Source organism: Nostoc sp. DSM 114161 (assembly GCF_052692665.1).
Map to the genome: position 1 here is coordinate 7,624,890 of NZ_CP195141.1, position 8,953 is coordinate 7,633,842.

Annotated in this window: 15 protein-coding genes; 4 read left to right on the plus strand and 11 right to left on the minus strand. The window is 46.7% G+C overall.

From position 1 onward, the window contains the following. Positions 1 to 2: 2 nt before the first annotated feature. From NSTC745_RS31905 to NSTC745_RS31945, 9 genes are all read right to left on the minus strand, one after another. Positions 3 to 401 carry a hypothetical protein gene (locus NSTC745_RS31905; protein WP_445634602.1) on the minus strand — a complete coding sequence of 133 codons (399 nt, stop codon included), beginning with the start codon at positions 399 to 401 and terminating at the stop codon, positions 3 to 5. Further along, positions 398 to 988, minus strand: coding sequence for a hypothetical protein (locus NSTC745_RS31910; protein WP_445634603.1), 591 nt, complete (start codon positions 986 to 988; stop codon positions 398 to 400). The genes NSTC745_RS31905 and NSTC745_RS31910 overlap by 4 nt, the downstream gene beginning before the upstream one ends. Next, complete coding sequence (locus NSTC745_RS31915) at positions 985 to 1,587, minus strand: hypothetical protein (RefSeq protein WP_445634604.1); 603 nt, start codon at positions 1,585 to 1,587, stop codon at positions 985 to 987. Before NSTC745_RS31915 ends, NSTC745_RS31910 begins: the two co-directional genes overlap by 4 nt. A gap of 9 nt (positions 1,588 to 1,596) precedes the next feature. Then, the gene (locus NSTC745_RS31920) at positions 1,597 to 2,577 is read right to left on the minus strand and encodes a hypothetical protein (protein ID WP_445634605.1); all 981 of its coding nucleotides are present in this window, start codon (positions 2,575 to 2,577) and stop codon (positions 1,597 to 1,599) included. 124 nt (positions 2,578 to 2,701) lie between these two features. Next, positions 2,702 to 3,118, minus strand: a complete 417-nt coding sequence (locus NSTC745_RS31925) for a hypothetical protein (protein ID WP_445634606.1) — start codon at positions 3,116 to 3,118, stop codon at positions 2,702 to 2,704. Beyond that, positions 3,115 to 3,717, minus strand: coding sequence for an alpha-ketoglutarate-dependent dioxygenase AlkB family protein (locus NSTC745_RS31930; protein ID WP_445634607.1), 603 nt, complete (start codon positions 3,715 to 3,717; stop codon positions 3,115 to 3,117). The genes NSTC745_RS31925 and NSTC745_RS31930 overlap by 4 nt, the downstream gene beginning before the upstream one ends. Further along, positions 3,714 to 3,905: a hypothetical protein gene (locus NSTC745_RS31935; protein ID WP_445634608.1), complete on the minus strand. Its 192-nt coding sequence runs from the start codon at positions 3,903 to 3,905 to the stop codon at positions 3,714 to 3,716. Before NSTC745_RS31935 ends, NSTC745_RS31930 begins: the two co-directional genes overlap by 4 nt. Further along, on the minus strand, positions 3,902 to 5,302 hold the full coding sequence (locus NSTC745_RS31940; RefSeq protein ID WP_445634609.1) for a hypothetical protein: 1,401 nt from the start codon (positions 5,300 to 5,302) through the stop codon (positions 3,902 to 3,904). Before NSTC745_RS31940 ends, NSTC745_RS31935 begins: the two co-directional genes overlap by 4 nt. 47 nt (positions 5,303 to 5,349) lie before the next feature. Beyond that, positions 5,350 to 5,790 carry a hypothetical protein gene (locus tag NSTC745_RS31945; RefSeq protein WP_445634610.1) on the minus strand — a complete coding sequence of 147 codons (441 nt, stop codon included), beginning with the start codon at positions 5,788 to 5,790 and terminating at the stop codon, positions 5,350 to 5,352. Positions 5,791 to 6,158: 368 nt separating this feature from the next. Here NSTC745_RS31945 and NSTC745_RS31950 point away from each other — a divergent pair, with 368 nt between their 5' ends. After that, on the plus strand, positions 6,159 to 6,506 hold the full coding sequence (locus NSTC745_RS31950; RefSeq protein ID WP_445634611.1) for a helix-turn-helix domain-containing protein: 348 nt from the start codon (positions 6,159 to 6,161) through the stop codon (positions 6,504 to 6,506). Here NSTC745_RS31950 and NSTC745_RS31955 read toward each other — a convergent pair. Further along, entirely contained in the window at positions 6,460 to 6,690 is a 231-nt protein-coding gene (locus tag NSTC745_RS31955) for a hypothetical protein (protein WP_445634612.1), read from the minus strand. The two genes, NSTC745_RS31950 and NSTC745_RS31955, sit on opposite strands and share 47 nt — an antisense overlap. Before the next feature lie 346 nt (positions 6,691 to 7,036). Here NSTC745_RS31955 and NSTC745_RS31960 point away from each other — a divergent pair, with 346 nt between their 5' ends. Beyond that, complete coding sequence (locus tag NSTC745_RS31960) at positions 7,037 to 7,270, plus strand: helix-turn-helix domain-containing protein (RefSeq protein WP_445634613.1); 234 nt, start codon at positions 7,037 to 7,039, stop codon at positions 7,268 to 7,270. A 1-nt stretch (position 7,271) separates the two neighbouring features. On the opposite strand, the gene NSTC745_RS31965 is transcribed toward NSTC745_RS31960, so the two are convergent. Continuing rightward, positions 7,272 to 7,574 carry an HNH endonuclease gene (locus NSTC745_RS31965; protein WP_445638730.1) on the minus strand — a complete coding sequence of 101 codons (303 nt, stop codon included), beginning with the start codon at positions 7,572 to 7,574 and terminating at the stop codon, positions 7,272 to 7,274. 216 nt (positions 7,575 to 7,790) lie between these two features. Here NSTC745_RS31965 and NSTC745_RS31970 point away from each other — a divergent pair, with 216 nt between their 5' ends. Together NSTC745_RS31970 and NSTC745_RS31975 are read left to right on the plus strand one after the other, a co-directional pair. Next, complete coding sequence (locus NSTC745_RS31970; protein ID WP_445634614.1) at positions 7,791 to 7,997, plus strand: hypothetical protein; 207 nt, start codon at positions 7,791 to 7,793, stop codon at positions 7,995 to 7,997. A gap of 289 nt (positions 7,998 to 8,286) precedes the next feature. After that, entirely contained in the window at positions 8,287 to 8,697 is a 411-nt protein-coding gene (locus NSTC745_RS31975; RefSeq protein WP_445634615.1) for a hypothetical protein, read from the plus strand. Positions 8,698 to 8,953 lie beyond the last annotated feature (256 nt).

Below are 8,953 nucleotides of genomic sequence, written 5' to 3' on the forward strand. Positions count from 1 at the left end.
GCCTACCTCGAATGGGAGCCGGTTTGATTGCCCTGATGTTCTCCAGCTTCCAAGCAAACCTCCCAATCGCCCACCAGTTTTTCTGCTTCGGTTTGCTCAGCGATGAATTGCTGCGTCATCTTTATGCAATCAGTCAAATGCACGAGGGCAACAGCGCACCCAAAAGGCAGGTCATCCCACATCGGAAACCCGTCGTTGGGTTCGGATTTTAAAATACCGAGATCGTCTTCAAAAACTTTTAGAATGCGTATCCAGTGATAAAACTGGTCATCTTTGTTCCTTTTGGCAGAACAAATCAATAGCAAGCCTCGGTAATTAGTCCCCCACGAGCGCGTCTCGTACCGCTTCAATCCCAAAGGAATGAGCGAGGCGTGGGGTTGCCACAAACTGATCGCTTTCATGAATAAAGCTCCTTTATCCCCGCTTGAAGTGCCTCTTCTGGATCGCCATAGCATCCGTGCAACAAGGTATCGCCAGGGATGCCGCCACTCATCACACCGCCAGCTATGCTCGCTGAAAAAGAATAATGATTTTCGACGTGGGGATGCCGCCACACCGTAACCCACCACTCCCCTCTGGGATTACCCTTGAATTTGCAGCCAGATTCTTCAAGAATGGGATTTTTGTCAGCATCGAAATCGATTTCCCCGTTGGGAATTTCGTAAAGTTGGGACTGTCCCTGCCAGCAAAAACGCTTGATGGGTCTGGGATTTGCTATGTGCCATACGCGAGAGTAATTAGCACTGATACGTTGACACCTCACCACATCCACCACCCCAATAACTTGTCCCAAAAACAAGCGATCGCGAGGTGGAAGGATAAGACCCGACTTCCTGGAAAATTCTTCAACATCCGGCTGGGTGCAGAATTTCCCGACGTGAATGGCAAGCTCGCTAGGACAATCTATATGCTCGTTACGGTAAAGGGTGGAGTGTCCTGCATTGAATATCGCCCAGACTAGGGGCGCCTTGACTGTGATGGCTTTCATGCTCGATCTTCCTTCAACCACTGACGAGCAACGATGATTGAATTTTCAAAATCTTCTGCCGACTTGGCGCTGATTTCTTCCTCCATCCTTGAAAGAATGTCCGCAATGTTGTTAACAGTCCCTCCAGTCTTTCTGGTCAGTTCGCTCACTTTGGCAATGCGTTCAAGCTCATGAGTAGGGGTGGTTTTGAATTGTTCGATCAGTTGTTCTTTGCGATCGCTCGTCATGTGTCCCGTGCAATTTAAAATTATTCGAGCTACCAACCGTCCGCGTTTGGATAACTCAGCTATCTGCTCAGGCGTTAGCCTGTCTTCATGAGAAGGCAAAGCAGCGAGAGTAAAATCCCCCATAACACACTCCCCTGGCGGTCTGTACTCGCCTTGAGCAAATTCAAGAATCTGCTCTGCTGATGGGAAAAAATTGTACGCTCTGGGGTGTTTTTTGAAGCAACGGGCAATACCGTTCTGCAATCGCCCTAAAGACAAGTGCTTGAGCGTTTCGTACCATGCAGCCTCTAATATCCCGCCGTTGAGAATATTGGCACCATAAAAGCTTTGTAATTCAGATACGGAATCCTTGAAGTCTTGGTAATCGAGCATTGAGAACTCCTAGTAATTCAAATTCAGTTTGATGGGTGGTTTTGAGGCTCGATTGATTTGTTGGGCAATACTAGTGTGGCGATCGCCAGTTTGTTTGACGAGTAACCACTCAGCAACCAAGTCTCTCAGCTCTCCCCATCGAAGCGGGTCTTTTTCGCAATTCACTATCCAGCCTTGGGCAGCCGCTAGCTTTAACCCTTTGCCGCCATTGGCATTGGCAGCTGTAAAACTTTTAAACTCAGCATCGATGTCGTTTGGACTAACGTTTAAAGCCCTGCCGCTTCGTCGATAGTGCTTGATGATATCGCCCATTTCTGCCTGTATCCAAGTCTTATATTCAATTCCGTAACTTGGAACTTTCCCTGATTCCTCAAAAATTTGCTGGATTGAATTTAATGGCTGAATTTGATAATGATTCTCACCTCGCGGAATAATTGCCCCTGATGAGGGTTTATTTTGCTGTGCAGATTCACTGATTTCTGGGTCGTTAGCAGATGGATGTTCTGACACTTCTTTGACTGATTCAGCCACTGTGTCTGATTCCCCCCCCTCTTGTTGTTGGGGGGTAAGGGGGGAAATAGATACTTCTTTTTTAGTTATTTGATCTGAATCAGTATTTATTATGTTGCAGGTTTCCCGATCGCGGTAAACCTGCTCCTCGGATTGTCCGTTTTCAGGTTTTGCGATCGCGGTTTCTGGATGTTCCCAAATCACAGTTTCCCATTCACCAAGTCTGCCAGTTTTAGGATCTCTTGTTTGCTCTCTCGTAAGATATCCGCACTCTTCCAATTCGTGAAGTGCGCTTGCGATCGCTGTGCGTCCATCCTTGTCAGATTCGTTCACCAAATGCTCAATTTTGACTTTCCATCCGTCTGGGTAGCTTAACAGTAAATGATGCAATCCCCTAGCTTTAAAACTTAATCGCTTGTCCCTGATGGCGGCATTACTCAGACAAGTGTAGTTCTTCCTGTGGCTAACACGAATTGTCATCGTGCTACCTCCAAATTGTTGTTAATTTGGGCTGTAAAAGTGGTATTATTAGATAGTTTCATTGGTTTCCTTTGTAGTCCGCGTTTAATCTGCGAAGGAAGCCTCTTTTTTTAGAAAGAGAGCTTCATCGAATTTTCCAGAAAGGCTGTTTTACAAGTTGATAAGTCAGTGCTGAATTGTTGTCGAAGTAGTGAGATGCTTTACCTTCATCAACAAGCCGCTTGAGAACTGCGAATATCTCAAGATAAGTAGCGCCTGTGGTGTCTTTGATCTGCCCAGCATTGCAGTCTTTAAGAGCTAGTTCAGCCTCAATTTTTTGTGTTAGATCCATTGGCTTATCGCTTGCTATTTGGCGTGCATAATTTAGGTGGTGTTCGATTTCGTTGAGGTAATTAAGAATCATTTCGTCATCGGATTCGGACTGAAGATAAGATTCAGTTCTGCCAACAAATCGGACTAATCTGTGCAGCTTTGATTCGGCTTTTACTAAGGCGTAAAAAGCGCGAGCATAATACCAGGGCGAATCGGGTCTTGCACTCATTTGAATCTTCCGTAAGGACGGAAGGTTAGGTTGATTCGTTCAAGGAGGCATCTATTATCTTTGGGTAATTGATGAACGTAACCCTCCTGACAACCAGGCAGCATCAACAACAAAGAGCCATGCTCAAGCCAGAAATGAGTGGCTTTGCTGCCCTTGATTTTGGGCTTTACTGAAAATTTTCGGCACGCTCCCAGGCTAATGGAAGCGATCGCCGGACGATACCCCATTGACGGTTCGTCGTCTGAGTGCCAGCCGATGGAGTCTTGCCCGTTGCGGTAGCGATTGCCGATCGCGATATCGAATTCGTGAGAGCAAAATGCTGTGATGCGATCGCGTAAATTCAAAAGTTCAGAAGTCCAAGGCAGCGCTTCAAGATTGACGCTATTGGAGTATAAATAACTCGCGCCATCCTTGCCATACATACACTCAAGTCGAGGGACTTGAAGGGGCTTGCCCAGCATTCTGATTTCGTTTTGCCGCCACGCCAACGTTTTGGAATGCTTGAATAACTCGTCAGCTTCGGATTTGGACAAAAAGCCATCAATGTACTCCACTGGTAATGTGGTGGAGATATCAAACAAAGTTAGTTGCTGCATCATTTCACCCAGTAGCCGTAATCACCAACAACTGTTTGCAAACGGTAAAACATATACGTCTTGGTCAGCTCGTTGACTAATTTGCAGCGCCGGCCCTGAGCCATTGCCACCATCTCTGGAGTAGTCTTTACTGGTTTGCCAGCAATGATGTTGAGATAGGTGTCGGCATCCAAGGTAATTTCGGGAGTCATGCTGCCTTGTGTGCTAGAGATTTTTCTAGAGCTTTCCATATCGCATTTAGCCTATCCGTATCCAGTTCTGGTTCAATCCGGCACATCATCTCATACAGCTGCTTGGGGGTGAGTTTGAGTAAGGCGATCGCTACCTCTTCCACTGGTTCTGGCTTGAGGTTGATACTCGACGGCTGCACTGAATCTCGCGGATCGCCCTCGTTGCGAGGAGCTTCTGGAAAAATTTGCGATCGCGTCCCCAGTCCCAAGCTTTGCTGTTGCTGCTTGAGTTCTTGAGTTACGGATGTGAGCGGTTGTGAGGATTCTTCTTTTAAAGGTTCTAGATATCTCAAGGGGATGTTTTTACGTTCGTTTTCGGGAGTGCCATCAATGTGCGCCATTATTTCCAATGAAAGGATGATTCGCGCTGTGGCAGTTTTTCCTTCGTATGGCCCGCCGATTATCTTCACGCGATCGAGTTCTTTGGGTATCCAGCGCAAAACCGGAGCGGAGGTTTCCTCCGATCTGGATTTTGTAAGAGAGCGCTTTCCCGACTGCGAAGTGTGAGTTTTGCTGGGGGCGGGAGGAGCGGATTCTTTGACCAGTTTGTAGGCTGCATCTACACCACGCGGTCTTGATAACAGCTGTTTGAATTGCTGGTGGCGATGATGCTGCACGCTCCCAGATGGCGCGGAAGAGGATTCGTCCATTTGCCTGACGGCCGCTACGGCGTGTTCGTAATTCACCCCGGAGCCAAGTCCTACGCGCTTGGCGATGATGTCGCGGGTTGTTCCCTGTCCCTCGCCCGTTCTGCCCTGGCGACTCTTGGCTTCCTCGCGCTCGATTTTCTCCCACAACAAGCCTTCTCTGACTTTCTGCTCGATCGTTTTTTCCCTGCCCACATTACCTGCTAAGAGGGTTTTGAGTTCCTCTTGTTCTGAGGTGAAAATTTTAACTTCACAGTTGAATTCACCTCTCCCTAATTCGCAACCAACCTTGAAACAGCTGTTACCGCTCACCACGCGATATTTTCCTTGCCCATCAGGAGTGACAACCAAAGGCTTGATCCAACCAGTCTGCGATATCGCTTCTTTCAGGGCAGACAAGTCTTCGTTATCGCCATAAATCGAAGAGTTCAAGGGGTGAACGTAGAGTAAATCGGCGGCGATCGCGGTAAGTAATGATTCTGATGGTTTTGGCTGGACTGTCACCATTACCACCTCTTGATCCAGTCTTTTCGCTGCTTCTAGGGCGTCGATACTATCAATCAATTGCCCTGATTCGCTGATGATGATGTCGGGGATATTTCCGTTTGTGGAAAATTTTTCAAGAACTTCTGTAACGGCGTCTTCATTGATACTCAAGCGGCTGGGAACCTCTATCTCGTGAGGGTTCCAGGATTTTAGGTTTTGTGCCATAATGGTAAGTTAACGTTAATTTTTGTGTCGCGTCAGTTCTTGTCAAACTACGCGATTTTTTTGTTGCTTTTTCGAGTGCCAAGAGGGACAGATCGGCGCTTCTCAGGGCGTTGCAGCAACCGAGTAGAGCATTTTTCAATGTGAAATTGATAGCGTGGGACTTGGGAATTGGGCGATCGCACATCCCGAACTTCGTGTTCTAGTCGCAAGGTTCCGTCCCTGACCATGATTCGCAGCTGTTCGGCTGAATCTAAATCGAGGCGGCTGTAAGCTTGCTCGGTGTCGTACCACTGCCTTTGAGTTTGGATCGTATTGAGTCCTAGCATTTCTACCAGAACTTCTTTGACAGCATCTTTAGTTATTGCCCTTAGCTGTTCATCGTCAACCAGCTTTTGGGCTTTTTGTATTTGATATGGTGAGGCAGTCGGAATCTTGGCGGTTTCCGTCGAGTCCGAACTGCTGAACCCGAAGGGTGGACTTTGCTCCATAGCTATGCCGCCTCTTTTTGCTGTCTTCTTCTGCTTCGAGCCTCGTCTTTGTCAAGAAGATTCTCAAGCGCTTCAACGAGCAAGGCTGTCATTGTTGTGCGTCGCTTCTTAGCGTTCTCACGCAACCTTTTGTCAAGGGGTTTTGGGATGTTATAGCAACGGGATACGCAGCCGGTTGGTATGGACATGAAATAACCTCGTAATTACAGCAGTAATTTATTGCTATTTAGCAGCAATTTGCTGATGCTACTAAGTATATATCACATATTGGGTGTTTGCTTTTATGATCTGTATGATCTGTGAGCAAGATTTTTAGCGAAAAGCCAGGGCGGAAATCACCTCTGAACTGAACTTTTCAAGGCAGCGATATGGACGAGCAAGCAAGAGAGCGCACGGCAGAAATTGTCAGACGAATTAAAGGAAGGCGAACCCTAGCGCAGTTTGCTAAAGCTCTAGGGGTATCGCCGGGAACTGTCCGCAATTGGGAGGATTGCGTTAGCTCTCCTGGGTTGGATGGGCTGATTGCGATCGCAGAGGATTCAAAGCAGCCATTAATTGAAATTCTGGCTGAGATCCTTGGAGAGGATCTCTTCAGGCGCCCTCAGCCAGAAGTTGCAGAGGAGGTCTTGCTGCAAGCCAATTTGTTGAATAAGAAGGAAAGATTGCGTCTTATTCAACTTTTGGCGGCTGACCTAGTGGATGTTTTGGAGGATTAGCAGCTTGCTCTAGGTAGAAGGCTGAATCCTGCCATTCGGGCTGATTCTCTGCCCAGAGCGATTGAGCCATAGCAAAATCACCAAAGGAAAATCCTTCAGCTTCCATTAAGGGAATTAATTCGCCAACAAAGTTTGCTAGGGCATTGATTCTGTAATCTCTAAGTTTGTTGCTGATTTCGTTCATAGAGTAAGTTGGGTAAGATGACGGAAATTTCAAAAATTTCCATCTCTGCTACTCTTTCTAACGAATTTCGGCGCATCAGACTCGAAGACGAGGTTTTGGAGCAAGAGCAAGAGCTGTAGCCCGTATGCGAGATCCTTTTGCTTGCGCGATTTGGCATAAACACCAAATCATTAATTTAGATTTTGAGGTGGTTAACAATTTTTATTGTACTTCTGGGATTTTTGCATTCATCGTAGCGGTGAATGGATTCATCTTGACAATCAATCGTGCTTGCAGCAATTTATGGGGCAAACAGAGTCGGCAAAAAAGGGGGGTAGTTTAAGTCTGCCGAACTGTGGATGAATTGATGCCGATTAAGTGGCGCTTGGCTGTATTGATGGCGGATAGAGAAGTTGATTATAAAGAATTAGCCCGAATGACAGGATTGCACCCAGGTACTGTGAGCCGACACAAAAATACTCGCGTGATGCCAGAGCGCCTAGAAAGGGAAACGCTTTTGAAGTACTGCGAAGCTCTCAATTGTCAACCGGGCGATCTGCTGGTTTACGTGCCACCACCGAAAGACGAAAGCTCTAGTTAGGTCAGCGCCGGACGCTGACCCTTATCGCCTCTGGCAGTGAATTACCTCGCCCCTGATTGCATGGACGGCAGGCTGGTCTGAGATTTATTAGTTTGTTGCTGCCTCCTTTGGATAATGGAATGAAGTGGTCGATGGTTAATGTTTGTGGCGTCAGGTCACAGTTGCACCAGAAGCATTGGTAGCCGTATCGCTCGATTAAGAGCTTTTTCCTGTACCGCATTTGGTCGGGAGGAAGGCGTTTGTGCCGCCGAATGGGTTCAAAAGTGCAATAGGTTGCAGGGTCTGGTATTGTTGAATTAGTCATAAACTTCAGAGTTTGTGAGAACCGCCCTGCGTAGTGAAGCCTGGAAAACGACACTACGCAGGTTTTGTTTTGGCAAGCAGACACTTTTTAAGTGTCCGCTCCAAGCGAGGACGGTAGTCATCCTCGTTTGGAATGTGAAAAATTTTTCACAAAGTGGGTTAGACGCGATCTGGTTTTGGGATTGCTAAATACAGTCCTATTCCAGATAAAAGTTTTATGGAAGAGCAAAAGCCCAAGGGAAGCGTCAACCCGCTTGTAGCGTTGTTGATAATAGTTTCGGGAGCGATCGCAATTCTTACTTTCCTCAGTAACGCTATCAATACACCAACGGTTCGGCAGTTTGATGATGCCGCAAAGCAAGCCGAAATTGCTGCTTGCGAATCGGCAAAGGGATATAAAAATACCGAGGATTGCTATAAGTGAGAATCAAATTTTTCGCCCAGAGATATGCCTGGTATCTGGTGGGCATTCCGGTTGGGTTTGCGCTCATCTGTCGGCTATTGAATGCAATCGGCGTGGATTCGCCACTTACTAGAAACCTAGAAGATGCGAGAAAGTTAAATCGGCTCAGGAGTGCCAGAGGTGGTGAACCATGAAAAACTTTTCTTTGAAGTTTACGCAAACTTCAAATGTTTTTCAGTGTCCTTGCTGCAACACTGTGAAGTAGCAAAAGACTACAAAAGAAGGAAGTATTAACCAGCCACTATCCAGCATGAATTACCTCAAGCGATTAATCGGTGTGTTATCTGTTGCGGCAATTTCACTTTCAAGTACCAATGGATTTGCGCTTGCCCAAGACACCCAAAAATACGTGGATGTCGGTTCCGATAGCAATGGCGATCCGTTTTTGCTAGACACCACCACAATGGGCGAGACAGATAAAAAATTTGGAAGCGTCATCAAGATTTACCAACTCAAAAATGAGTTGATGTATGAGTATGCGCTTCATGCTGCTTGTGGTGATGAAAAATTGTGGATAGTTGGGCATAGAGTTTATAACGGTAATACAGGAAAGAAGATAAGCGAGGGCAAGGATAGCCAGGAAATTCCTGCCCGTGGGGATGCTCCAGGTAGCACAGCTATGAAGTATTACTGTCAAACTATTGGCGCTCGTGGTTGGTAGTTCCTGAAAAATTTTTCAGGACTGTCTAATTTCCCCATCCACCTCTACCCAAGTCGCCTGACAATGGCGCTGTCAAGGTAGCCACATTTAATTTTCAAAGGTTCTGTTGAATCGTCGGAGTTAAATCCAAGCTCCGATGATTTGTTCGTTCAAGCGTCAAAGATGCTTCTTACTTCTCAGGAAACAAGCTTTCCAAGGCATCGAGTTCTTGTTGGGTTTCTGCATCAATTGGCGGCATTGGTCGTGCCATGATTTC

What these genes read in the sequence shown, in the direction of transcription:
- NSTC745_RS31905 (WP_445634602.1), bottom strand. Translation starts at nt 401, where the DNA reads ATGAAAGCGATCAGTTTGTGGCAACCCCACGCCTCGCTCATTCCTTTG.
- NSTC745_RS31910 (WP_445634603.1), bottom strand. Translation starts at nt 988, where the DNA reads ATGAAAGCCATCACAGTCAAGGCGCCCCTAGTCTGGGCGATATTCAAT.
- NSTC745_RS31915 (WP_445634604.1), bottom strand. Translation starts at nt 1,587, where the DNA reads ATGCTCGATTACCAAGACTTCAAGGATTCCGTATCTGAATTACAAAGC.
- NSTC745_RS31920 (WP_445634605.1), bottom strand. Translation starts at nt 2,577, where the DNA reads ATGACAATTCGTGTTAGCCACAGGAAGAACTACACTTGTCTGAGTAAT.
- NSTC745_RS31925 (WP_445634606.1), bottom strand. Translation starts at nt 3,118, where the DNA reads ATGAGTGCAAGACCCGATTCGCCCTGGTATTATGCTCGCGCTTTTTAC.
- NSTC745_RS31930 (WP_445634607.1), bottom strand. Translation starts at nt 3,717, where the DNA reads ATGATGCAGCAACTAACTTTGTTTGATATCTCCACCACATTACCAGTG.
- NSTC745_RS31935 (WP_445634608.1), bottom strand. Translation starts at nt 3,905, where the DNA reads ATGACTCCCGAAATTACCTTGGATGCCGACACCTATCTCAACATCATT.
- NSTC745_RS31940 (WP_445634609.1), bottom strand. Translation starts at nt 5,302, where the DNA reads ATGGCACAAAACCTAAAATCCTGGAACCCTCACGAGATAGAGGTTCCC.
- NSTC745_RS31945 (WP_445634610.1), bottom strand. Translation starts at nt 5,790, where the DNA reads ATGGAGCAAAGTCCACCCTTCGGGTTCAGCAGTTCGGACTCGACGGAA.
- NSTC745_RS31950 (WP_445634611.1), top strand. Translation starts at nt 6,159, where the DNA reads ATGGACGAGCAAGCAAGAGAGCGCACGGCAGAAATTGTCAGACGAATT.
- NSTC745_RS31955 (WP_445634612.1), bottom strand. Translation starts at nt 6,690, where the DNA reads ATGAACGAAATCAGCAACAAACTTAGAGATTACAGAATCAATGCCCTA.
- NSTC745_RS31960 (WP_445634613.1), top strand. Translation starts at nt 7,037, where the DNA reads ATGCCGATTAAGTGGCGCTTGGCTGTATTGATGGCGGATAGAGAAGTT.
- NSTC745_RS31965 (WP_445638730.1), bottom strand. Translation starts at nt 7,574, where the DNA reads ATGACTAATTCAACAATACCAGACCCTGCAACCTATTGCACTTTTGAA.
- NSTC745_RS31970 (WP_445634614.1), top strand. Translation starts at nt 7,791, where the DNA reads ATGGAAGAGCAAAAGCCCAAGGGAAGCGTCAACCCGCTTGTAGCGTTG.
- NSTC745_RS31975 (WP_445634615.1), top strand. Translation starts at nt 8,287, where the DNA reads ATGAATTACCTCAAGCGATTAATCGGTGTGTTATCTGTTGCGGCAATT.